This is a genomic window from Hyphomonas sp. (assembly GCF_022844445.1).
Taxonomy (GTDB): domain Bacteria; phylum Pseudomonadota; class Alphaproteobacteria; order Caulobacterales; family Hyphomonadaceae; genus Hyphomonas.
Map to the genome: position 1 here is coordinate 206,990 of NZ_JALHLS010000004.1, position 22,740 is coordinate 229,729.

Annotated in this window: 21 protein-coding genes and 1 riboswitch; of the genes, 1 reads left to right on the forward strand and 20 read right to left on the reverse strand. The window is 64.3% G+C overall.

The genetic code is table 11. The features are described from left to right. Nucleotides 1-5 precede the first annotated feature (5 nt). The 19 genes from Q0C17_RS06855 to Q0C17_RS06945 all read right to left on the reverse strand — a co-directional run bounded on the left by Q0C17_RS06855 (nucleotide 6) and on the right by Q0C17_RS06945 (nucleotide 19,398). Complete coding sequence (locus Q0C17_RS06855) at nucleotides 6-989, reverse strand: type II secretion system F family protein (protein ID WP_291203334.1); 984 nt, start codon at nucleotides 987-989, stop codon at nucleotides 6-8. A 12-nt stretch (nucleotides 990-1,001) separates the two neighbouring features. Continuing rightward, entirely contained in the window at nucleotides 1,002-2,381 is a 1,380-nt protein-coding gene (locus tag Q0C17_RS06860) for a CpaF family protein (RefSeq protein WP_291203337.1), read from the reverse strand. Further along, on the reverse strand, nucleotides 2,378-3,589 hold the full coding sequence (locus Q0C17_RS06865; RefSeq protein ID WP_291203340.1) for a hypothetical protein: 1,212 nt from the start codon (nucleotides 3,587-3,589) through the stop codon (nucleotides 2,378-2,380). Before Q0C17_RS06865 ends, Q0C17_RS06860 begins: the two co-directional genes overlap by 4 nt. Further along, on the reverse strand, nucleotides 3,589-3,849 hold the full coding sequence (locus Q0C17_RS06870; protein WP_291203343.1) for a hypothetical protein: 261 nt from the start codon (nucleotides 3,847-3,849) through the stop codon (nucleotides 3,589-3,591). Before Q0C17_RS06870 ends, Q0C17_RS06865 begins: the two co-directional genes overlap by 1 nt. A 5-nt stretch (nucleotides 3,850-3,854) precedes the next feature. Next, nucleotides 3,855-5,153: a type II and III secretion system protein family protein gene (locus Q0C17_RS06875; RefSeq protein ID WP_291203346.1), complete on the reverse strand. Its 1,299-nt coding sequence runs from the start codon at nucleotides 5,151-5,153 to the stop codon at nucleotides 3,855-3,857. Then, a complete protein-coding gene (gene cpaB, locus Q0C17_RS06880; RefSeq protein ID WP_291203348.1) occupies nucleotides 5,153-6,028 on the reverse strand; it encodes a Flp pilus assembly protein CpaB in 876 nt (291 codons plus the stop codon). The genes Q0C17_RS06875 and cpaB overlap by 1 nt, the downstream gene beginning before the upstream one ends. A 205-nt stretch (nucleotides 6,029-6,233) precedes the next feature. Further along, a complete protein-coding gene (locus Q0C17_RS06885; RefSeq protein ID WP_291203351.1) occupies nucleotides 6,234-6,938 on the reverse strand; it encodes a metallophosphoesterase family protein in 705 nt (234 codons plus the stop codon). 43 nt (nucleotides 6,939-6,981) lie between these two features. After that, nucleotides 6,982-7,977, reverse strand: coding sequence for a threonine/serine dehydratase (locus tag Q0C17_RS06890; protein ID WP_291203354.1), 996 nt, complete (start codon nucleotides 7,975-7,977; stop codon nucleotides 6,982-6,984). A gap of 142 nt (nucleotides 7,978-8,119) precedes the next feature. Beyond that, a complete protein-coding gene (locus Q0C17_RS06895) occupies nucleotides 8,120-8,455 on the reverse strand; it encodes a hypothetical protein (protein WP_291203357.1) in 336 nt (111 codons plus the stop codon). A gap of 272 nt (nucleotides 8,456-8,727) precedes the next feature. Next, nucleotides 8,728-9,600, reverse strand: coding sequence for a UTP--glucose-1-phosphate uridylyltransferase GalU (gene galU / locus Q0C17_RS06900; protein WP_291203360.1), 873 nt, complete (start codon nucleotides 9,598-9,600; stop codon nucleotides 8,728-8,730). A gap of 76 nt (nucleotides 9,601-9,676) precedes the next feature. Then, the gene (locus Q0C17_RS06905; RefSeq protein ID WP_291203363.1) at nucleotides 9,677-9,925 is read right to left on the reverse strand and encodes a hypothetical protein; all 249 of its coding nucleotides are present in this window, start codon (nucleotides 9,923-9,925) and stop codon (nucleotides 9,677-9,679) included. 57 nt (nucleotides 9,926-9,982) lie between these two features. Next, on the reverse strand, nucleotides 9,983-10,735 hold the full coding sequence (locus Q0C17_RS06910) for an ABC transporter ATP-binding protein (RefSeq protein ID WP_291203366.1): 753 nt from the start codon (nucleotides 10,733-10,735) through the stop codon (nucleotides 9,983-9,985). Then, nucleotides 10,732-11,715: an iron ABC transporter permease gene (locus tag Q0C17_RS06915; RefSeq protein WP_291203369.1), complete on the reverse strand. Its 984-nt coding sequence runs from the start codon at nucleotides 11,713-11,715 to the stop codon at nucleotides 10,732-10,734. Before Q0C17_RS06915 ends, Q0C17_RS06910 begins: the two co-directional genes overlap by 4 nt. Continuing rightward, nucleotides 11,712-12,392, reverse strand: a complete 681-nt coding sequence (locus tag Q0C17_RS06920; protein WP_291203372.1) for a hypothetical protein — start codon at nucleotides 12,390-12,392, stop codon at nucleotides 11,712-11,714. Before Q0C17_RS06920 ends, Q0C17_RS06915 begins: the two co-directional genes overlap by 4 nt. Before the next feature lie 104 nt (nucleotides 12,393-12,496). Further along, the gene (locus tag Q0C17_RS06925) at nucleotides 12,497-14,344 is read right to left on the reverse strand and encodes a TonB-dependent receptor (RefSeq protein WP_291203375.1); all 1,848 of its coding nucleotides are present in this window, start codon (nucleotides 14,342-14,344) and stop codon (nucleotides 12,497-12,499) included. Between the two features lie 108 nt (nucleotides 14,345-14,452). Beyond that, nucleotides 14,453-14,643, reverse strand: a riboswitch (cobalamin riboswitch). A 141-nt stretch (nucleotides 14,644-14,784) separates the two neighbouring features. Then, nucleotides 14,785-15,558: a hypothetical protein gene (locus Q0C17_RS06930; protein ID WP_291203378.1), complete on the reverse strand. Its 774-nt coding sequence runs from the start codon at nucleotides 15,556-15,558 to the stop codon at nucleotides 14,785-14,787. A 3-nt stretch (nucleotides 15,559-15,561) separates the two neighbouring features. Then, on the reverse strand, nucleotides 15,562-17,136 hold the full coding sequence (locus tag Q0C17_RS06935) for a hypothetical protein (RefSeq protein WP_291203380.1): 1,575 nt from the start codon (nucleotides 17,134-17,136) through the stop codon (nucleotides 15,562-15,564). A gap of 274 nt (nucleotides 17,137-17,410) precedes the next feature. Further along, entirely contained in the window at nucleotides 17,411-18,349 is a 939-nt protein-coding gene (locus Q0C17_RS06940; protein ID WP_291203383.1) for a hypothetical protein, read from the reverse strand. A 92-nt stretch (nucleotides 18,350-18,441) separates the two neighbouring features. Continuing rightward, nucleotides 18,442-19,398 (reverse strand): hypothetical protein, encoded by a 957-nt coding sequence (locus Q0C17_RS06945; protein WP_291203386.1) that lies wholly within the window; start codon nucleotides 19,396-19,398, stop codon nucleotides 18,442-18,444. Between the two features lie 315 nt (nucleotides 19,399-19,713). Between Q0C17_RS06945 and Q0C17_RS06950 the strand changes: the two genes are divergently transcribed. Next, the gene (locus Q0C17_RS06950; protein WP_291203389.1) at nucleotides 19,714-20,664 is read left to right on the forward strand and encodes an alpha/beta hydrolase; all 951 of its coding nucleotides are present in this window, start codon (nucleotides 19,714-19,716) and stop codon (nucleotides 20,662-20,664) included. Between the two features lie 12 nt (nucleotides 20,665-20,676). Here Q0C17_RS06950 and Q0C17_RS06955 read toward each other — a convergent pair whose 3' ends face one another. Continuing rightward, a complete protein-coding gene (locus tag Q0C17_RS06955; protein WP_291203393.1) occupies nucleotides 20,677-22,740 on the reverse strand; it encodes an amidohydrolase family protein in 2,064 nt (687 codons plus the stop codon).

The following is a 22,740-nucleotide window of genomic DNA, read 5'->3' on the forward strand; positions in this document are numbered from 1 at the left end:
CGGCATCACATCTTGAAATTGATCATCTTGTTCATGACCAGGTTGCCGATCACCATCCACACGAACAGGCCGGCAAACCCGTACTGGATCAGCGGATCGCCGATCACGTTGCCGTAGAATTCAGGACGCAGCATGTGGATGGCGGCCATCACCATGAACGGCGCCGAGGTCAGGATCATCGCCGATGTGCGGCCTTCTGACGACGCCGCGCGTACCTTGAGGCGCATGGTCTGGCGTCCACGGATGGTATCGGTGTTGGACTTCAGAAGCTCGGTCAGATTGCCTCCGGTCTTCTCCTGCAGGCGCACGGTGGCCGCGAAGAGCTCCACATCCGGATCACCTGCCCGCTCCGCCATCCGCTGAACGGCATTGGTCAGCGACATGCCGTAGGATACCTCGTCGGCCGCCATGCCAAACTCGGTGCCGATGGGATCCGGCATCTCGCGCGCGACCAGCGATACGGCGGTGGCCACCGGGTGGCCAGCCTCCAGGCTGCGGCAGACGATCTGCAGCGCATCCGGCAGCTGGCTCGCCATTTTCTTGGCGCGCTGACCGGCGAGATGCTTTATCACGACCAATGGCGCGACCAGCAGGAATACGACATAGACCGGCACTGCGACCCAGATGCCGCCCGCATACACGAAGGCAAGCCCTGCCGGCACCAGCGATCCCGCCGCCGACATCGCGGCCCATTTGACCGGTTCGAACTTCAGGCCCGAGCGCACGATCAGCTGGTTCAGCCAGAGCAGCGACATCGCGAGGTTACCCTCACGGTCGAGACCGCGGCTCTTGCGCAGCTCCACCATCGCCTCATTGTGCGTCGCGAACCGCTCCTTGAACTGCAGGCGCCTATTGACGATTCGCTTGGTCTGCGCGTTCGACACCAGTCCGAGTACGGACTGGATCGCCATGAACACGGCGCCCATAGCCATCACCGCAGGGATGATGAGCGCAGGGTCGAAACTCGTCGGGTCAGGCAGGCCGAACACGTGCGCTCCTGATCAGAACCGGCTGGAGGGATCGAACATTCCGGCGGGCATGAAAACGCCTTTGCGCTCCATCTCGTCGAGGAATTTCGGGCGAAGACCGGTGGCCATAAAGTGCCCCTGCACCTTGCCATTCTCAGCCGTTCCCGTGCGTTCGAACTTGAAGATTTCCTGAAGCTGCACGACCGAGCCCTCCATCCCGGTGATCTCGGCGATCGAAACTACCTTGCGCGAGCCATCCGACAGGCGCGTAGCCTGCACGATAAAATTCACGGCCGAAGCGATCTGTCCGCGGATAGCTTCTTCGGAAATCTTCATTCCGCCCATCATAACCATCTGCTCAAGACGCGTCAGCGCATCGCGCGGGTTGTTGGCATGGATCGTGGCCATCGAGCCTTCGTGACCGGTGTTCATCGCCTGCAACATGTCGAAGGCTTCTTCCGAGCGTACCTCTCCGAGGATCACCCGGTCAGGCCGCATGCGCAGCGCGTTCTTGACGAGCTCGCGCTGGCGAATCTCTCCCTTGCCTTCAATGTTCGGCGGACGCGTTTCCATGCGCGCAACGTGCGGCTGTTGCAGCTGAAGCTCTGCGGCATCTTCTATGGTGATCAGACGCTCATCGGGACTGATGGCGGATGACAACGCGTTCAGCAACGTCGTCTTGCCCGAGCCTGTACCGCCCGAAATCACGGTCGAGGCGCGGCATTTCACGGCACCCAGGATAAAGTCTGCCACAGGGCGCGGAATCGCACCGAAATCAACCAGCTTGTCCATCGTCAATGGCGACTTGGAGAACTTCCGGATCGAGACCAGCGGACCATCAATCGCAATCGGCATTACCGCTGCGTTCACGCGGCTGCCATCGAGCAGGCGCGCATCGACCAGCGGCTGGCTCTCATCCACGCGCCGGCCCACGGCGGCCACGATCCGCTGCACGATGCGCAAGAGGTGATCATTGTCAGCGAAGCGCACAGGTGCGAGCTGCAGCTTGCCGCCGCGCTCGATGTAGACCTGGTTGCAGCCGTTGATCAGGATATCCGCGATGGAATCGTCCTTGAGCAGAGGTTCGATGGGACCGAGACCCGTCATCTCGTCCATCACTGCATCGGCGAACGAAGATTCCTCGGCCGAGGACAGCGCCATCTCCTCCTTGCGGATGATCTCGCCGATGATGCCGCGCACGCGCCGTCGCATCGTCTCGTCATCCATCTTGTCGAGCGCAGACAAGTCCAACTCGTCAATCAGCTTGGCATGTACACGCAGCTTGGCTTCCAGCATGTCGAACCCAGCCGGCTCAGGCTTGCCGCGTGCAGCTGGCGCCGCCGCTGCAGAGGCTAGCGCAGCTAAGGCGGGCTCATCCTTCTTGATGGCAGGCGAAAATCCGAAACGGCTCATGCTCTGGCCTTCTTCGCTGTCCGAGTGGTCTGGGAGTTCTCGATCATGCCTTCGGGCGCAAACTTGCGGACCATGTTGTCCACATCCATTACCAGGGCGCTCTTCGGCTTCACGTTTGCAACCGGCTTGCCGAGGTTGACCGCCGTGCGGGCGGCGTCCCAGTCGGACGTCACCGTCACGTCGATCTTTCGCTCGATCGCCTTCTCGGCCTGGTCGACCGGGAACCCGGCGCGGAACTGCTTCTTCTGGAACATCCGGTTCAGAACCAGGCGCGCCTTGCTACCTTCGCCGCGAAGGGCGTCAATGTCCCGGCACATGTCGGCAGCGGCGTGCAGGCTCGGTACAGTCAGCTCACTGACGATCACCGCCTGATCGACCGCCGACAGGACCGACTTCGTCCACGGCATCATATGGCGCGGCATGTCGAGGATCACATAGGGAAAAGCGGCGCACGTCACGTCCAGCAAGCGCAGCACCGCCGCTTCGCTGGCCATCAGGTCGGCTTCCGGGTTGCGCGGCGAGGCGATGATCGACACGCCGTCCTCATGCTGCCAGCACCAGGCCGCCAGAAGCCGCGCATCGAGGCGCTCGGGCGCGCTCGACAGCGCCGGAAGGTCCAGCTTCGGCACAGCCTCGAGGAACGAGGCCGTCATGCCATCGGCAAGATTCAGGTCCACCAGGCACACCTTACCGGGGCCAACAAGCCGCGCCAGCGCGAACGAGCTTTCAATCGCCAGCGTCGAGACGCCAGCCCCGCCCACAGCGCCCCGGAAGGCCCAGCAGACAGAGGTCGCCGCGCCGCCCTTGGTCTCGGTGCGCGCGTCGCTGAGGCGCGCAGCCGTCTCCAGCAGGTCGCCAGCACTGGCGGAAACCGCCAGCACATCCCAGGCTTCGAGTTTCATCAGCGCACGCACCATGTGCGCCGGCAGCTGGTCAGAGACCACCACCACCGCCGTCGACGGGCGCTCCACCGCCAGCATCAGCAGCAGCTGGTCCCAGCCCGGCAGACCCTGCTCGATCAGCAACAGCCCGCCGCCGTGGCGCTGCACCACGTCCGCCGGCTGCACCTGGGACAGGTCCTGCACATCCGGGCACAGGGTCTTCAATTCCGCAACGCGCTCCTGCGTCGCCAGAACGGCCATCGATGGCATGCTCCGCCCGGCAGTCGCCGGGGCGGGCACGCCCTGCAGTTTGACAGCCGCCGACATTACTCCGCACCTCCGGTGCCGGTATTCGCCAATTCCTTGGTCTGACCATCATTCAGCGCCTTCACGGCCTTCACCGCCCGCACGCCGGATGTGGATTCCACCTTTTTCGAATTCGGCAGGTCCACATTGCGTTCGGCCTGTGCGGCAATGTTTGCCTTGTTGGCTTCGCCGAGCAGGAACCGGTCCTGCGCGTCGACAGAGGCACAGGCCGCGAGCAGGCCAAAAGGCAGAACGAGCAGGATAGTCTTGAAGTTCTTCATGTTGATCAGTTCCCTGTAATCTCTGCCGCGGCGCCCACGGTTCTGCCCATCAGGAAGAGCTCGCTCTCGGAGGGCTCCGCAAAGGCATCTAGCGGCGAAGCTACCTGATCCGGATGCGCCATCGGCTGCACCAGGCGCGGCGTCACTATGATGACGAGTTCGCTCTCGTTGCGCTGGAAACGTTTGGAGGAAAACAGTGAGCCGAGGATCGGCACATTGCCGAGCCAGGGCGTCTGGCGCACGTCATTGGAATAGTTGTTCTGGAGGAGGCCCGCGACCGCGAAGGCCTGCCCGTCATGCAATTCCACCGTCGTATCCGCCCGGCGCACGGAGATTCCGGGGATTTCGATGTTCGAGGCGCGGATGCCATTGGCACGGTCCAGCGCCGAAACCTCTGGCCGCACACGGAGGTTTACCAGACCGTCGCCAAGCACCGTCGGCGTGAAGTCGAGGCTCACGCCGAACTTCTTGAACTCGATCGTGATCTCGTTGTCCTTGTTGCCCACGGGAATTGGAAACTCGCCGCCCGCCAGGAAGCTTGCCGTGTCGCCCGACAGCGCCACAAGGTTCGGCTCCGCCAGCGTGCGAATGACGCCCTTCTCCTCAAGCGCGCGAATCTGAACGTCGATGTTCTCTCCGCCGACATTGGTGAAAAGAGCGACCGTCTTAGAGGCGAGGCCCGACACCGTTCCGCCTTCTGTCGAGGACTGGAAATCATTTGCATCGATGGAATTGCCGAAACCAATCTCGCGCACCGCACTGCGGCTGGCCTCAAGGAAACGCACCTCCAGCATTACCTGCTGACTCTGCCCCACGGATAATCCGTTCGCGACGCCGCCCGGAACATAGCGCTCTGCCACCTGAAGCGCCATTTCTGCCGCGCCGGCTGTCGTTACGCGCCCGTCAAGAAACACACCGTCGTGCACCGGATAAACATCAATCGGTTCGCCCGGCAGCAGGCGCTTCAAGTCCGCGCGCAACTCCTCAAGACCGAGTTTGACCTCCACCTCGATCAGCTCTGCAATCGCGCCGGCCGAATTGTAGATCAGCACGGTCGTCGAGCCCGGCTTCTTGCCGCGCAGGAAGAAGGAGCGGTTCGAGGTCGCCATCGCTTCAGCAATCTCGGGGTCTGCCACCACGATCGTTGCAAATGCCGCATCGGCCTCTACAACGGCCGACTTTCCGCGCCGCAGCTCCAGCCGCTCCGCGCCGTCTGCTGCCGAACGCTCGGTCCAACCGTATACGGAAGGTGCAATGGCGAAGCAGGCAAGAGCCACCGCCGAGATCAGTCGTGCAGCACGCATCAGCGTTTCTCCCCTGCTTCGGTTCCGGTCCGCGCAATCGGCGCCGACACTTCCACATCGCTCTCGCCATTGATCACGCGTACGGTTGTGTTGACCGGCGCGCGGCGGACAGTGGCCGGCTGCACGACGCGTTTAACATCTACCGGCTTCGGGGGCGTGATGGCAGCCACCATCGCTTCCTCGTCGCGGCTGATCAGCGCCAGCCCCAGCGATGCCCGCTGGCTCGCCGCGCCCAGCAACAGCGCATCGTCCGGCGTCACCTCCAGGGTCACCGTCTGCGACGGTTTGGCCCCCTCAAGGTTCGCGTCGAAACTCTGGTCCACTGCCAGTACTTTCACATGCCGAAGCACCGGCCGCGCCAGGATGTTTGCCGAAACGCGCGAGCCTTCCGGGCGCCCGCCGGCATCCTCCAGCTCCATGAACTCATTCACGTCCACCCGGTCGCCCGGCAGCACGAAGCCGGACACGCCGGTATCGTTGCGTACGACGATTGAAACCGCCCGCATGCCGGGCGTTATCGCCGCCGCAAGCGTCAGCACGGAGCCTGTCGTGTCGATCTTCGGCAGCAGCAGCGGCTCGCCGGGCACCATCAGGCCGCGGGAATAGGCCTTCGGGCCCAGTTCGCTGACATTCTTCAGCGCGCCTTCCGGTACGGCCCGCTCCGGCCATTCCACTTCCTTGACGAATTGCGGATCGATGATTGCGCCCGGTTCCACGGTCGATGTCATCACCAGCACTTTCGTCATCGCAATGGCAGGGGTGGCATTCGCCTGTGCATCCGGCGTCTCGCCGGACAGGAATGCCCTTCCGAAAAAGATAGCGCCGGCGCCAAGTGCGACAGAGACGCCGAGACTGATCAGCGGTGCAGCTTTCATTCTGGTTGCCCTCGTGCGGACAGCATTCGGCTGTCTTCAGCATTCAGGCTTAACGCGCGGGTGATAAAGCGGCTTGAAAGAAGGCAGGCGAATCTCGTCCGGGGACGGAACATGCCGTTAACCAAACAGAAAGGCGGGCTTTCGGCATGGTTTATATTGTCTTTCGAATCCCTCCGCCCTGCTGGCGCTACCGCAGGTCCGGCGATCAGGCATGAAAGAACAGATCCGGCTCCCCCGCTCTCAGCAGCACGGCGGTCATTCGCCCGCCGTAAACAGCACCGGTATCAATGTTAAGCCTTCGCCCGCCCTCGTCCGTCTCCGGGAAGCTGTCGCGCGTTGGTGTATGCCCGTGAACAACGCGCCGGCGCTCCAGCGCAGGCGCGGTCCAGCAGCGCGGATCAAGGAACTCTCGCCGCCGCGTCCACATGTGCACTTTTTCTCCGCAGGCCGGAAACCTGTCAGGGTCAATACCGGCATGCACAAACACCAGCCCCGCCGCGTCTGCCTCGTGCAGCGTCGGCAGCGATCTCAGCCAGGCGAGGTGTCGTTCCAGCACGCGCAGCGGCTTGCCGTCATAGCTCGCCAGCGTTTCCTCGCCGCCATTGCCCACCCACTGGAGCCAGGCAGAGGAGCCCGCATCGAACGCGTCATGCGCCTCGATCATCATCTGCTCGTGGTTCCCGCGCAGCGTCACCGGCTGCAGAGAGCGCCCCGCCTCAAACTCCATCAGGTAGTCCACCACGCCGCAGGAGTCCGGCCCCCGGTCGATCAGGTCGCCCAGGTGCACGAACTGCACGGGCCGCTTCGGAAACACGTCGCGCACATAGCCCAGCACCTGCCTGTGCAGATCCTTCAGCCGCTCCAGTTCGCCGTGAATGTCGCCAATGGCGCAGTAAATCATGTCGTTCATCTCACTTGTCTATAGCGTGAAGCGGGCCTTTTTCGGGCCAGGCTCAACTGCGATGCGTGATGATCTTCGCAAAATCCGCCGGGTCGACATTGCCGCCAGTCACCAGCACGCCCACGCGCTTGCCCTTCAAGGCCTCCGGCAACCGGGCTACAGCCGCTGCCAACGCCGCTGCCCCGCCGGGCTCGGATACGATCCTCAGCCGGTCGAACGCCAGCCGCACCGCGCCGCGCACATCGTCATCGCTGACGCGCAGCCCGCCCGCAAACAGGCGCTTGCCAATCGCGAAGGTCAGCTGGCCCGGCTGCGGCGTCAGGATCGCATCGCAGATCGAGCGGGTACCCGGCGCATTGGCCTGGATCGTCCCGGCCTCCAGCGAACGCGCCCAGTCGTCATGTGCCTCTGGCTCCGCTGTCCATATCTGCGTCGCTGGCGACAACTTCTCGAAGGCCAATGCCACCCCGGAAATCAGCCCGCCGCCGCCCGTGCAGCAGATCAGCGCGTCCAGCGTCTCGCCCGCCGCCTCCATCTGCCTTGCAAACTCCAGCCCCGCCGTGCCCTGCCCGGCAATAATGTGCGGATCGTCATAGCTCGGCACCACCACCGCGCTACGCTCCGTCGCCAGCCGGTTGCTGATCTCCTCGCGGCTCTCCGTGTCGCGGTTGAACAGCACCACTTCGCCGCCATCCGCCTTCACGCCTGCAATCTTCACCAGCGGCGCATCTGCGGGCATCACGATCACCGCCGGCATGCCCATTAGACGCGCCGCCCGGGCCACGCCCTGCGCATGGTTGCCGGACGAAAACGCCACTACGCCCGTCTTGCGCTGCTCAGCCGTCAGCTGCGCCAGCCGGTTCGTCGCCCCGCGCATCTTGAAGCTGCCCGTCACCTGCAGGCATTCCGCCTTCACGAAGATCCGAGCGCCTGCCGCTGCATCAATCACGTCATGGGTCAGTACCGGCGTCTCGCGCACGTATCCGCGAACGCGCCCGGCAGCGGCGAGCACATCCTCAAATCCGGGAAGGGAAATCGTCTTGGTCATCCGGGCCAGTTACTCCCGCCGGCCCGGCGGCACAATCGCAAAAAAGCCCCGGCCGCCAGCGCGCCGCGGCCAAAAGAAAAGCGGCCACCCTTTCGGGCAGCCGCAGACATCAGGTCTTGTTATATGGAGGAAAAAGCCCGGATCAGGCGGCTTCGCTCAGGCCGTCTTCCGACGACTCGTAAAGCTCGCCATGGACCACTTCGCCCGGCTCAGCCGCGAGGCGGGCGATGATGCTCTTGGCTTCTGCTTCGCCTTCGGCATCTTCCCATTCCATCTGCGAGGCTTCGCAGAGCCACTCGACGTCGGCAATTGCATAACCCTGCTCTTCGAAGTCGGCTTCGATTTTCGCCATTGCGTCATCGTCGCTGGCGGCGTTCACGCCTACGATCATGAAGGCGCGCTCCATGCCGGCCAAGGCGCCATCGCTGCCTTCACCGCAGAGGATTTCGCAAGAAACGAGGTAAGCAGTTTGCGACATGATCTTTCTCCATAGATGTTCGCGGGGAGCTGACCCTCTGCGCGGATCCCGGCGGGAACCTGCCAGCGGGCAAGCGGTAACTTTCACAGGAAGCGCAATAGCTTGGGCGAACTGGCTCGACGTCCCCGTCAGGCCACTCGTTTGCGTGCGCTACAAGCTTCTTGCTCACCGCAAAATTCGCAGGAGAAACTTAACGAGCCGCTAACCGTTTGGGCCAGGCTACAGGAAATACGGCCCATCCGAGCGGAAAAGTCTTAACATCGCCCGCCGGGTCAGAGTTTTCCGGCCGCCTGTTTCACGAGGTCGCGCGCGAAGTCTGCCGTGTCCGGATTGTCGAGCGCGTGGGCGAGCACGGCCTCGAAATACCCGGTCTTGTTGCCGCAATCATGGACGGAGCCTTCGAACTCGTAGGCATAGAAGTCCTGCAGCTCCATCAGGCGCGCCATGGCGTCTGTCAGCTGGATCTCGCCGCCGGCGCCAGCGCCCTGCTTTGCGAGGAGTTCGAAGATTTCCGGCTGCAGAATATAGCGTCCAGTGATCGCCAGGTTCGAAGGCGCGCTCTCGCGCGGCGGCTTCTCGACCATGCCGGACATCGCAATCAGGCGGCCATCGCGCGACTTCGGCGCAATCACGCCATAGGACGACACGCGCTCAACCGGCACGGGATCGACCGCGATGATGTTGCCGCCGACCTTGTCAAACGCATCGACCATCTGTTTCAGGCTCGAAGGCTTGCCCTTCACGATCACGTCCGGAAGCAGCACCGCGAACGGCTCGTTGCCGATCACGTCGCGCGCGCACCAGACCGCATGGCCAAGGCCTAACGGGGCCTGCTGGCGAACGAAGCTGGCTGAGCCCGCCGGGAGGCGCGAGGCCTCGACCGCGGCCAGGATGTCCGCCTTGTTCTTGGCTTTCAGCTGCGCTTCAAGCTCATAGGCATGGTCGAAATAGTCCTCGATTGCGCCCTTGCCTCGGCCAGTCACGAAGATGATGTGCTCGATGCCGGCCTCCAGGGCTTCGTCGACCACATACTGGATCACCGGCCGGTCCACGACTGGCAGCAGCTCCTTCGGGATGGCCTTGGTTGCCGGCAAGACCCGTGTGCCAAGTCCGGCCACAGGCAAGACGGCTTTCCTGATACGCATAAAACAGCTCCTGAAACGGAATGGCCCGCGGGAGGCCTGTTAACGCTAAAGCAAACGGCAAGCCAGTCCGGCGCGCTCAGATGCCCGCGTTCAGTATCAGCCCGGCCAGCCAAAGCGACAGGATCGCGGTCAGCACGAGGCCGGCCGAGTGCCAGACCCACCGGCGGGCAGCCGGACGCGACAGCTCGCGCACCAGACGGCCCTGAAGTGCCCGTGCCGGCGATGGGTACGCCGGGGCCGAGGCCGGCGCTTCCGCCACGCCAGGCTCAGCCGCAGGGCGCTCGGCGCTGGGTTGGGTTTCGGTATGTTTCGGATTGGCCTGCATGTGCGGGAAAACCTTGTGATCAGGCCCATCCTTAGCCCAACCATTCCTAAACCTTGACTAACGCGGCTTGCGAATAAGCGCCCCGCCTGTCCCGCGCTGCACCCCGAAGACCCGGCCAAGCACGTCCGCCGAAAGCGCCGCCTCGGGCGCCCCGTCGGCGACCAGCCGGCCGGCCTCCAAAACGATCACCCGGCGGCAATACCGAGCCGCCAGCTCCAGGTCATGCAGCACCACCAGCACTGTCCGCCCCGCCGCCGCCTCCGCCGCCAGCGTCTCCATCAGGGAGAGCTGGTGCGCGATATCCAGCGCCGCGCAGGGCTCATCCAGCAGCAGTACAGGCGCCGGGCTCGCCAGCAGCCGCGCCAAGTGCACACGCGCCTGTTCCCCGCCCGACAGCGCCTGAAAAGGCCGACCTGCCAGATGCGCGGCATCTGCCTTCCCCAGCGCCGCATCCACCGCCCCGCGGCCCTCGGCCCCCATCCGGTCATAGGCCTCCGGCGCTTCGGCAAACCGGCCGAGCGCGACGACATCCTCGACCCGCAGGTTCCATGCAACGGGCCGCGCCTGCGCCAGCCAGGCGAGCCGCCGCGCCCGCGCCGGTGCGCTCAGCGCGCCTGCGTCCTCGCCGCCGATCCGGACGTTGCCCGCCTCGACCGGCGCCACGCCTGCCATAGCCTTCAGCGCCGTGCTCTTGCCCGCGCCGTTCGGTCCGGTCAGCGCTGCAAACGCGCCCGCCTCCAGCGCGAAGGATACCTCCTCAACCACCCGCCGCCCGGCCAGAGAGACCGACAGTCCGTCCACGGAGATCATGATGATGATCTCCCGAGCCGCGCCGCAATCCAGATAAAAACCGGCCCACCCGCCAGCGCCGCCGCCACACCCAGCCTAAGTTCCTGCTGGAACGGCAGCACGCGGATCGCAATGTCGGCCGCCAGCAGGATGATGCCCGCAAACAGCGCCGACGGCACGAGTAGCCGCTGAGGATCATGCTGCACCAGCGGGCGCATCACGTGCGGCGCCACGATGCCGACGAACCCGATCGCACCGGCCGTCGCGACGCCCGCCCCCGCCAGCAGCGACGTGCCGCCGATTACCAGCAGGCGCGTCCGCTTCGGGTCCGCCCCGAGGCTCGCCGCCGTCTCCTCGCCGAGGCTCAGCGCCCTCAGGCCCGGCCCCGCCACCAGCACAAGCGCCGCGCCGACCATCAGCGCCGGCGCTGTCAGCACAAGATCCGCCCAAGAACGGTTCGCCACCGAACCCATCATCCAGTTGACGAGATCCGACAGGCTGTAAGGGTTCGGCGCCATGTTCAGCGCCAGCGACATCAGCGCGCCGGCAAAGCTCGACAGGCCGATGCCGATCAGCAGCAGCGTCACACTGCCCGCCCCGCGCATCGCCGCGAAGGCCAGCAACACGGTCGCCACGGCCGCGCCGAGGATCGCGGCCGCCGGTACCGCAAAGCTGCTCACCGCGGCAAAGCCGAAGAAGATCGCAATCACCGCGCCAAGCGCCGAAAAGGCAGAAACACCCAGCACGCCAGGCTCCGCCAGCGGGTTCTGCAGCAGGCCCTGCAGTCCTGCCCCCGCCAACCCCAGCGCCGCGCCCACGGCGAACGCCGCTGCCGCGCGCGGCAGTCGGATTTCCCAGAGGATCGTTCGCGTTGCCGCATCGCCCTGCCCGGCAAGCGCTGTCAGACTGTCCGCCAGAGAGATCGGCGCGGTGCCTACCAGCGCAGAGCCCGCAAGCAGCGCGACTGCTGTCAACACAAGGATGACCGTCAGCCGGCTCATTTCAGCGCCCGCGCCAAATCGCCCGCCTCGTCCGCCACCAGCCAGGCGGGGCAGGACACGCGCGACTCGTCCAACGCGATCACCTCCGCCCCAGCCATCAGTCGCTGCATCACCGGATGGCGCGACACCGACCAGCGGTCCGTCGCGTCATCGTCAAATCCGAAGAACGCGGTCAGCATCAGCGACGGCGGCGCCAGCACCAGCTGCTCCAGCGGCAGGTCCGTCCAGCCCTCGTGCGGATTGGCATTTGCAAGGCCCGCGCGCTGCATGATCGACTCGATCATTGTGCCCTTGCCTGCGCTCACGCCGCCCGGCGTCACATAGAGCGCTGCACGCCCCGTCTTCGGCGCCGGCTCCGGCCTCGCAGCAATCAGCGCCTCGGCCCGCGCGCCTTGCCCGAGCGCCGCCGCCACGCTGCGCAGTATTTCCGCCGTACCCTGAACATCATCGGCGTAGCCGATCTGCACGGTGCCGATCCCGAACCGCTCGTAGAAAGCCAGCGCCCGCGAGTCCCCGCCAAAGCTGCGCACCACAAGGTCGGGCTTTAGCGCGATCACATCCTCGGCCGCCGCACGCACCTTCGGAATGCCCGCCGCCTTTCCCCGCAGATGACTGAACCGGCGCTCGGCATCCTTTGAAACGGCAAGGATCTGTTCCCGGTCGGCCAGGGCCAGCACGAACTGATCCGCGCAAAAATCAAGAGAAACAATCGAAGGCCGGACCGGCTCCGCTTGCGCGAAACCGGCCACTACCAGCAGGCAAAAGGCGGAAAGCCCCGTCTTCACTTCAGTTTCAACCCCACAAATACGCCCGCACCCGGCCCATTGTAGCCGAACACGTCAGTCGCCGTCTCGTCCAGAAGGTTCTCGCCGCGCAGGGTCACCGCAATACGGTCCGTGAGCGGATATTCCGCGGTGAGGGCGGCCAGCGTATAGGCTTCCAGCGAGACGAGACGCGAAGGGAACGGACCGAAGTCGAAGTCGCCCTGCTCTCCCACATGGTCGAGCGCGAGGCTGAGCCGCAGGCCGTCTTTCCGCACCTGCCAGTCCGCCGACAGCGACGCCGTCATCTCCGGCACACGGATCTCGTCATCCCCCGCATCGTTCTTCGAATCGAAGACTGTCGCTTGTCCAGCCAGCGAAAGGCTCGCCAGCGCCTGCCAGCGGCCTGCCAGCTCCACGCCGCTCCGGTCACTTTTGCCCGCGCGATTCAGCGCCGTCGAGGTAAAGCCCACGAAAGCGGTGTAAATCTCGTTCTCGAGATTGGCGTCGAAGTAGGTCGCCGACCAGCTGATATCGCCCAGTTCCTGTTCCCAGCCGATATCCCAACTCTCGGACTCCTCCGGCTTCAGGTCCGGATTTCCGATGAAGCTGCCGGTGAAGAAGCCGTAAAGCTCCGTGAACGTCGGGTTCTTGATACCGGTCCCGATCGAGCCGCGAAGGCGTCCGCCCACGCTGTCCACCGCATAGCCCGCGCCGAGGCGCCAGGTCGTCGCGTTATCGAAGCGGCCCTTATTGTCGTCATGACGCACCGAAGCCGCGAGGTCGAGCGACCCGGCCGCCAGCCGGTACTCGCCCGCATAGGATAGCGACTCGAACGCCTCGTCCGCATCCGTCGCCCCGCCATATTGCACGTCCGAGCGGTCATATGTCTCGCGCTCATAGTCCACGAGGCCGGTCAGTTTGTGCCCACCCGCCGTATAGTTCGGTGACCAGCTCGCCTTCGTGCGCTGCCCCTTCGCTGTGTCGGTGATCGCGCCATCCGCGAAATTGTCCCGGTCCACTTCGTTGAAGCTCGCGCGCAACACATGGTCCAGTGGACCGAGCGTTCCGGTCAGCGCCGCGCCGACAAGGCGCTGACCGGCTTGCGTGCGCCGGTCCTCATCGTTCAGCAGGCCGTCGAAGTCGGTATCGGAATCGAACTCCGAATCCGCCTTGCGGGCAAGGCCGACGAGCCAGAGCGACCAGTCCGCACCCAGAGCAAACTCGCCGGTCACCAGTCCGTTCAGCGCTTCCGATCCGTCCTTCTCCCCGCCCGTACCGGCGGCGTCCACGCCGGCCGTCGACAGGCCGGAAATTGCCGCACCGAATGTCTCGCCGCTCCAGCCCAGCGCGCCCTGCGCCGTGCCGAAACTGCCGCCCTCGGCAAAACCGGTGAAACCCGCCCCGCGCGCCGCCGACAGCGACACCACGCCGCCGACCGCGTCCGATCCGTGGATCGAGGACGCCGCGCCGCGCAGTACTTCGATCCGCCCCACGGGCAGCGCCGACAGCAGGCCGAAATCCGTTTCACCGTTCACCGGGTCCGACACCTCGATGCCTTCAAACAGAACCAGCGTATGGTTCGCCTCTGCGCCGCGCAGGCGCACCTGCGTCAGGCCGCCAAGGCTGCCCGAGCGCGACACCGCCGCACCGGGTACCGCGCGCAGCTGGTCCGCCGGGTTCGGCGAAAGACGCACGGCCAGGTCCTCTTCCGTCAGTACAGAGACGGATGTCGTCGCGCGGTCCGGCTCCACGGCGCGCAGCCCGGTCACTTCGACCGGGTCCAGCACGCGCGCTTCTTCCGCGAGGGCAAGGGATGTGTTGAAGGCCAGCGCCGAAACGCTGACCAAGGTCAGTCTGAGGATCATGTCCACAGCTCCTTCAAATGCCGGAAGCACACGCTCCGCGGCGGGTTCATGACATGTCGCATGAACGGAAGGTCGCCTTCCGCAGCCCAACGCCTGGTCCCGGGCGGGGAGCTCACGACGGCGAGAGGCAGGTCTCCTGGCTAAGCGGATCGAGGCTTTCAGAGCTGCCTTCCCGGTTTCCCAGTGGCGCCGCGCTCAGAAAACTCCCCGCTGACAGTTACGGGCATAGCGCCGGATTCCCACCGGCTTCCCTTTTCACCCGGGCTTTTGACCCGGACACCTTTCGCGTGACGCTCGTTTAGGGAATATTTTGTACTGCGGCAAGCAGGCTGTTGGTGGACAGATCCAGACCCCGGCTTGCGGCGGCGCGGGCGAACAAGGAAAGCGCCCGCCAACAAAGCTGGCCGGGCAGGCCCGTGTCCGGCCAGAAGTGCTGCGCGCTACGTCACCGACCCATAGTCTGCGCCCGCCGCACCGAACCAGTCGCGCCAGAACGCCTTCACATCCCCGAGGGGCAGCGCATATTCCTGACGCGGAACGATCCGCGCGACCACCTCGACGCCCTCCAGCCCCGCCCGCATGTCGGCCAGTGATGAGCCCGCCCAGGCGTCCACATCCGCCCCGCTCTTGTACATCGAGAAGCCCGGCGAATGCTGCATCAGGTCTGACACGAGGATCAGCCGCCGCACCGGCACCTGCGCCTGGAAATCCGGCCGGTCGGCGAGCGTGTACATCGCCTCCATCAGCGGCGAGCTTGGCGCCACCGTGTCGCGCAGGGACTCGTCCGCCTGCACCATCAGCGGCGCATGGAACTTCCGCTCCCAGGCCGCTGCGATCATCTTCGGGTTCTGGAAGATCGGGTTCGATTCGGCCGCGCTCCCCGGCGAGCAGCCGGTGAACACCTGCGCCGGATCATAGGGCGAGGCCGAGTTCGGCACGACCAGCGTCAGGCGCCCGTGCCGCGGCAGGCTGCGTGCCTCCCCGTCCAGCAGTGTGCGAACCCATTCAAGGTCGGTCGCGTTGAACGGATCCGACTGGTCGACCAGCACGATCGTGTGCACCGGGTCTTGCCGGTCCAACCGGCATCCCGTCTCCGGGTCCGTCGCCGGAGGCTGGTGGATCGCTGCTGCGGCAAACAGTCCAAACACGGAGGTCAGCATCAGGGCAATCGCGCCGCGCCAGAACCAGGGACCTTTTTCTCGGCGTCTTGGCATGACCTATCCCGCCTTCTTGGCATCGCCGGAGGACTTTACCTCCCGTACACGGCCGATTTCTTCGGCCACCTTTTTCTCGATCGAGGACAGGCCCTGCTGTACCTGCTGGATATGCGTCTCCAGCCATTCGCGCGTCAGGTTCAGCGCTGTGATGTTCTGATCGATCACCTTGATCGCCGCATTCGCCTGCGCGCGTTCCTTGGCATACTCGAAGGGCGGCAGTTGCGGCGTCAGGATCTCGTCGAAATAGGCCGGGCACGCTGCCTGCTCGCCGAGCTTGTCGCGCAAGCTGTTGCGCATTCGGCGGTGCGCTTGCCGGTAGGCTACCTTCAGGCCGCGTTCCTGGTCCGCCGCCTTGGCCGCAATCGCGACAGCAATGTCACGCCGCGATTCCAGCAGGTTCATTGCCTTTTCAATCTCGCGCTTGGCCGCCGCATGACGTGAAAGCTGCGTCTCGAACCACATGCGGCTATTGGAAAAATAGGCCGACAGGTCACCGCGCAGGTCCTCTCGCAGCTGCTGGCGGTGCTCGTAGGCTTTGCGTTCCTTGCGCCACACACGGCCATAACCGGGATAGGGATCGGAAATGCGGTCATAACCTTCGTAAACGGCGAGCGCAAAAACCGTCAGCCCTAGGATCAGCAGCGCGAGAGCCACGAAGCTGTCGAAGCCAATGATGTTCGGGAACATCGAGCGCACGACCATGCCGGGCAGGATCTGGAACATCGAGAATTCCGCCAGCGTGCCGGCCGCCTCTGCCGCAACGAGCCCATGCTCCACGGCGTCACGGAAATGCGCGATGAAGAAGTTGAGGAAAATGCCGAACAGGATGCAGACGCCGGCAATCACACCGCCCGCAATCTTCGCCGCCAGGGCCGGATGGTTTAGATAGCGTAGCCCGAAGAAGCCGGCGGTGACACCGAACAGTACGTTAACAGCAGACACGCCAAACGCCACGAGCAGTCCGCCCAGGAGGCCCGCGCTCTGCGCGTCCTTGAACAGCAGCGCGTTGAATGCGCCCTCCACCAGCATGATAAAGACCAGGATGGCGATGGCCTGCTCCACGTTCTTCTTGATGTCCGGTGTGCGCTGCCCAATGCCCGGTCCGTGGCGCTCCTTGAAGGATTGCAGCTCGATGATGGCCGCCGAATGGCGGTCCTTCGCGTCATTGGAATCGTCAGTCTCATAATGGCGGTATTCGTGCTCTTCCGCCTTTATTGCCTCGCGCAGCTGGTCAGGATGAATGTCCGCCGGCGCGGTGTCGTGGATATAGTTGCGCACGCCCGCCGCCGTGGTCGACATCCAGGTTGTCAGCCCCCGGCGCACTTCCTCGGCGCGTTCGGCAATCAGCTGCTCGCGCTCGCTCCACTGGTCCTGCGTTATCGCCTCGGATGCCGGAATGGCATCTGCCGCATCTCGCTGAGCCTCCTTGCGCGTCCGGCCACGGCTGAGGCCCAGCTCGCCCTTGGCGCGCTTTCCCTTCAGTCCGTGTTCTGACAAATCATTGCGGCCCTCAAGCGGATCTATCCGCTTCGGGCATCCGATGTCCGTGCCCCAGCGCACAGTCTTCTTCATCATGTCCGTCCTTCGTGCCGTAGATCATTGGCCTCCCATCAGGCCTTTTACGGAGGGTGTGACCCGACACTTGACAGAGTCTGAACGTAAACGCCGTCTACCAAATTCGTAATGTTTGTTAACGGAGCAATTCTTGCCGCAAGTTCATGCGGCGCAATCCGTTCAATTTCATGGGCTTAACCCCTGCCTGTATCCATGAGGACACAGGGCGCGCACTTTTTGCCGCCTTCAGATTTCGCTAACGCCTGCGGCCAAAGGAAGATTTGGCGCCGCCTGCTCACGCACACTCGCGTAAAAGGTCCAGCAGCATGTTGCCGGATTGGTAGGCTGCAAACAGGTCACCACTTGGCAGGTAGCCGTAAGGAATGCCGACCCTCCGGGCTTCCGCCTCAAAGCCAGCCCGCCAGGTTTCGGTTGTCTCGGCGCCAGACAGCGCAATGCCCCTGACGCGCGACAAGACCCCGTCGGTGAGGAACGGATCGTCATTGAGTGAGTAACGTATCTCGTCCCGGAATGTGTCTGACTGGATGGCCGAGCCGATCTGCCAGGCCGCTTCGATATCGTCGGCATAGGCGCTGATGAATTCCACGTCGCCAGGGCTCTTCTGGCCGCAGGTCTCGTAGAACCACTTGGCGCCGAACTGGCCCGCAATCTGGCGCAGCGCTGCCAGCGACACGCGCGCACCGGCCGGGTTCTGGACCGCCTGCGCAAAGATCGGCCCCAGCCATTGCGGCCGGAACTCGGCCAAGATTTCCCGGTTGAAAACGCAGTTCACATATACCGAATAAGTCACCCGCGGCGAGGCCACCGCTACCCGGTAGCCCACAGGGCAGGCTGAACCGACAGACACGAGAATGGCATTCTCGAGCCCTGCTTCTTCAAGGAAATGGTCGATGAGCAGGGCCTGCTCCTTCGCGCCGTTCACCCGGTCTGAATTTCCGAAACCCGGCCGGCGAATCGCAAATATGCCAAAGCCCGCCTGGGCCGCGTCCACACAGAAGCCCCAGCCCGGACAATTCGGATACTCGATAGAATGAAGGAAAACGACCGGCCGCAACTCGTCCGCGCCGAACTGCATGTATTCCAATCGCCGTGTCGAGGGGCCGACGCGCGCAGTCTGCCAGACGCGAAGGACGCGCTTCTTGTCACCGACCTGGTCGAGGCGATTGCCGCGCGGTGAGAACGCCGGCTCAGGAAGGTTCAGGCGAGGTATCATCAGCGCAAGCTTGGAGGCCCCCTAGACCAGTTGCAGATTCCGGCAATCTCACAAATTCGTGCAAGTCGCATCCTGAACCATAGGGCGCAGCGTCAGCACCGCTCGGCAATGGTCTGGAAGAGCGCCTTTGGATTCTGATAAAGGGTAAACAGCGCGCCGGACGGTAGCAAGTGCGTATCAATGCCGAGGCTTGCTGATTTTTCTTCGAAGCCATTGCGCCAGATTGCCGGTGTATCAGCGCCGATCACCGCGAGGCCGCGCAGCCCTTCCAGCGCGCCAGGCGTCAGCGCCGGGTCCGGCTCGAGCGCCTTCATCTCGCGCCGGAAAGTTTCAGTCTTGATGGAGCGCAAGCAGTCCCACGCTTCGGCGAGATCGCGGCCATTGTTGCGGATATAATGGCTGTCGCTCTCCTGTTTGAGGAAATTCTCGTAGAGCCACTGATAGCCGGATGTGCGGCCAAGCTGCGTGATCGCGGCAAACGAAAACGCCGCGCCGGCGCGCGTCTGCATGGTCTGCAGAATTAGGTCGCGGAACCAGGGATCAATGTCACCGAACCCCTCAGCCACATAGGCTGGGCGCGCAAGGACCGTGAAGGTAATGCGCGGGCTCGATTGCGCGAGCCGCAGGCCCACCGGCCGGGACGTGCCCTCAACGATCATTACCGCGTTCTCGAACTCGGCCTCATCGAGGAAGGCCGTCAGGATGCGGGTTTCTTCGTCGAGGTCAGTCGCCGTGCTGGACTGGCCGAAGCCCGGCCGGCGCACAGAGACGATGCTGAAGCCGGCATCGGCTGCATCGACGCACAGCCCCCAGGGGGGGGACATCGGATACTCGACCGAGTGCAGCCAGATCAGCGGGCGCAGTCCGTCCGCCCCGAACTGCATGAACTCGACCTGCTTGCCGACCCGCGAGAGATAGGCGTTCTGCCAGATTCTCAGGATACGCTTACGGGATCCAACCTGGTCCAGCTGGTTCGCATACGGATCAATATTGCCAGGTCCCGGCGATGAGCCGCTGGCCTCTCTCCTGTCCTTTCGCGCTTTCAGCATAAATCTGTCCCCTTGGACCCAAGCTACGAGATGGCGGACTATACGCGATCAACCGATTCGCGGCGAGTGCTTCATTCATTCATGAAGAGGCTCAGGCACCAGGCCGCCGCCGGCGCAAGCACCGCACTGACCGGGGCCAAACCTGTCCTGCGGTCATCGCGGTCCCCAACCCGCAAGCCCCCGCCCTCTTGGGCGCTGTATGGCCGGCCCCTCTGCGGCAGGTTATGCCGCCAATCGATGAAGTTTGGCTTGCATGCCCCGGCGGTATAGCGTCAGCTTGGACGCGAGAAACCAGCCCCCCCGGAGCGAAACCCCATGCCTGATCCGAACATCCTGAAGCGCCTCAATCCGCAGTTCGAGCCGCTGCTGGCGCAGTTCGCCGTGGTGCCCGAAACTCCGCCGACGATCCCCGAGACACGCGCGATGTACCGCGCGTTGCAACCCACCGCGCCGCAACTGAAAGTGGGCGAGGTCCGCGACGCTACGTTCCCGGGGCCAGCCGGCCCGGTGAAGATCCGGCACTATATCCCGGACGGCAAAGGCCCCTTCCCGGTGATCGTGCATTTTCATGGCGGCGGCTTCATCATGGGCGATCTCGAAACGCATGACGCGCAATGCCGCCTGCTCTGCCGAGAGACCGGCTGCATTATTACGGCGGTGGATTATCGTCTGGGGCCGGAACATCCCTATCCGGCCGGGCATGAGGACTGCTTCGCAGCCCTGCGCTGGGCCGGCTCGAACGCCACCACGTTTGGCGGCGACGCCAGCCGGCTGGGCGTTGCCGGCGACAGCGCGGGCGGGCACCTCGCCCTCTACTGCGCCCTGCGTGCCAAGAAGAGCGGCGGGCCGTCGATCAAGGCCCTGCTCGCCATCGTACCCGGTGTCGTGATGGGCCCGCCGCTGACGGACGAAATCGCCGCCGGCCGCGAGACGCGCAACAATACGCTGCTCAGTACGGACGGCATGGACAATTTCGTCGCCGCCTACTTCCAGGATCCGGCCGACGCGGCAGATCCGGCGCTGAACTTCCTCGGCGCAGATGTCTCGGGCCTGCCGCCCTCGATTATTGCACCCGCGGAGATCGATGTGCTGCATGACGAAGGCGTGCTGATGGCAAAACACCTGTCGGATGCAGGCGTGCCCACTCAGCTGATGGTCGCCGAAGGCATGGTGCACATCTATTTCTCCGTGACGGAAGTGTTTCCGTCCGCGAAGCCGTATGCGGTGAAGGCCGCGCAGGCGATGGGAAAGCTGATGCGGTCGTAGCGGCCCCCCGCACTATTTCCCCGCCGGCGCCGACACTGCCGGAATGTCCGTGAACGGCTTGATTCCGAAGTAGGGATAGATCTCGCTCGGAAAATAGACCGTGTCGCCTTTCGAGACGAGGCGGATGGTCTTGATCGCTTTCAGGTCGTCCACCGGATTGCCGGGCACGAGGAAAAAATCTGCCTGCTTGCCGGGCTCGATGGAGCCCAGTTCAGCGCCAAGGCCCATATAGTCCGCCGCCTCGAAGGTCGAGCGGGCGAGGATTTCGGCGGGCGTGAACCCCGCTTTCTGGTAGAGTTCCAGTTCGCGGTGCAGCGTCAGCGCGCCGCCGAGGTCCGTGCCGAAGACGATGAAGATGCCGCGATCCTTCATGCGCCGTATTGTACCTGTCATCTGCTCGAAGGCGGCCTTATAGGCGGCGTCCTCTTCCGGGCTGCTGATCGCGGACCATGCGGCTTTTGCCTCGCGCTGAACGGCGACGGGCATATTCGCCACATAGTCCGCCATACCCGCCTGTGTCTCGCCATTGCGCGCGAGCAGCAGCGCCTCGTGGATCGCGATGGTCGGATCGATGGCGACATTGTTCCGGGCCATCAGGTCGAGCGTATGGGTAACCGCCGCGCTGTCGAGGTCCACTTTCGGCAAGCGCTGAAGCGCGGTGAGGCGCAGCAGCGTGCGGGTGTCTTCTTCGGGCGAGAGCACCCAGCCGAGCATCAGCTGGTTGATGTGGGTAATCTCGTCATAACCGGCCTCGATCATCGCGTTTGCATTTGTGAAGGCGGGCACGTGGCCAGAGACGCGCAGGCCGCGTTCCTTTGCGCGTTCGATAATGGCAGGCACCCATTCCGGGTTCATCGAATTGTAGATCTTGATCTGCCAGAAATCGCCCTGGTCGGCATACCAGTCGACGGCGGCGACGGCTTCTTCTTCGGTGCTGACGAGTATGCCGTTATTGGAGCTGAACGGGCTCTTGCCTTCGATGAAGCCCGAGCGGACGACACGGGGGCCGGCGAGTTGGCCGGCTTCGATCTTCCCGATCAGTTCACTGAACACCGCATTGTCGTTGCCCATGTCGCGGATCAGCGTGACACCGGCAGCGATGTTCTTCAGAGCCGAATCCTGGCCCATGTGGCCATGCATTTCCATGAGGCCGGGTATGAGCGTGCCGCCCTGCCCGTCCACGACATGGGCGCCGGAGGTATCGGCTGCGCCTGCCGAGACGGACTTGATAAGGCCCTTCTCAACGATGACGGTGGAGGTTTCGGTTATCGCCTTGGCCTTGGGGTCGAAGAGGCGGACGTTCGTGATGGCAAGCGGCGCATCGTACCGGTGGGCGGTTTCAGCCTGGATCTTCTCGAGGCGCTCTGTAGACAGACGGGTCGCTATCTCCTTGAGCTGCGTGTCGGCGGCCTCGTAGCCTTCGCGAATGATCACGAAGCGCGGCGACATTGTGGCGAAGAGATCGCCTTCAGCGTCGACGAGGAAATAGGTCGGGTCGACGTCGTCGCCAACGAGGGCGTAGGCCGTGGTCTCGACCGGGCCAGCGGCGCCGTCCACGCGCGCCGCGCCCTGCGAGGTGAGCGACAGCCTGCCGGCCGGCCAGGCCGGCAGCGTCTGATCCTCATCGGCGAGAAGCGCCTTGGCATAGACAGAGAGCGCATAGGGCGAGCCATTTTGCGGGATGTAGATCGTCGGCTCGGTCTTCGCCGCCGTGCCGGGGCCGGTCGTGTCGGTCCAGTTCGCCACATTTCCTTCAAGGGCGAAGGTCTCATGCACCTCGTTGCCGAAGGTGGTGGCGCCATCGACGGTCCAGCTCGTCGGCAGGCCGTCCGCGCCGAGCGTGATCGTTTCGGCGAGCGTCGGCCCCCGGCCGTTGTTGCGGAACTCGAAATCAACCCTGACGTTGGCCCCTTCGGTCGTCGCTACGAGCTTGCCGATCGTCTTGTCGAACAGCCGGACGGAAAAGGTCTCGGTCTCGGCGGCGGGCGCCTCGACCAGCGAAGTCGGCGCCTCATGCGCGCAGGCGCCCAGAACCAGCAGCGCCGCCAGCGCCGCGGAGACAAACCGGTTCAGCAT